The organism is Treponema sp. R80B11-R83G3 (genome assembly GCF_054786115.1).
Map to the genome: position 1 here is coordinate 1 of NZ_BDHF01000352.1, position 773 is coordinate 773.

Sequence of the window (773 nt, forward strand, 5' to 3'; positions counted from 1 at the left end):
TTTCAGGTACTCGCAATTTTCCCAATCCCACCAGTTCACGGAATATTCGCCGAAGGTAGGCACATCGTCTTTTTTCGGCAACAACGCCCCATCTTTCAAAAGCCTGTTTACCAGATCCATAGCCGCCTTTAAGACATGGCTGGAAGCGCAGCCAGACAACGATGCCGCGACCCCATATACCGTAAAGCTAAACATTAGCGATCTAGGCGGAAGCAGTGACATAAGCAGAAGCGCCGGATACGTACTGAGACAAAACAATAATAAATACGTCAGCCTTGACTTTTCCAGCAGTACCTTTTCCAGCATTGAGAGTGGCGCCTTTTTATTTTGCGACAGCCTTACCAGCGTAACCATACCGGACATAAGGAAAACTGCACGTTTTACCTAATTACAAAATAGACCGTTTCCGTAAATGCTTATCCCATAAGGAATTAGCGTTGCTGATTTTTACGCTATAAATTATGGGAATTCGGTGTAATCACAAAAGACATCATATTCCCAAAAAAGAGGTAGTTATGAAGATTCATAATGATTTTACCTTGTATTTTAGGGTTACTTCTTCGGGTAAGCGGGTTGTTTATTTCTACGCTTATGATGAAAACGGCAAGCGGACGCGGGGCAGGTCTACGGGGCAGACCAATAAGACGGCGGCTAGGGTTCTGGTAAACAGGCTTTTGAAAGATGGGGCGTTGTTGCCGAAAAAAGACGATGTGCCTACCTTCGGCGAATATTCCGTGAACTGGTGGGATTGGGAAAATTGCGAGTACCTGAAA

1 protein-coding gene and 1 pseudogene are annotated in these 773 nt (G+C 44.9%); both read left to right on the plus strand.

The features are described from left to right. On the plus strand, nucleotides 1-388 hold a 388-nt coding region (locus tag ACYVRH_RS13795; protein WP_461257461.1), incomplete at its 5' end, for a hypothetical protein. A 127-nt stretch (nucleotides 389-515) separates the two neighbouring features. Further along, a pseudogene (locus ACYVRH_RS13800) lies at nucleotides 516-773 on the plus strand (tyrosine-type recombinase/integrase); the annotation flags it as partial.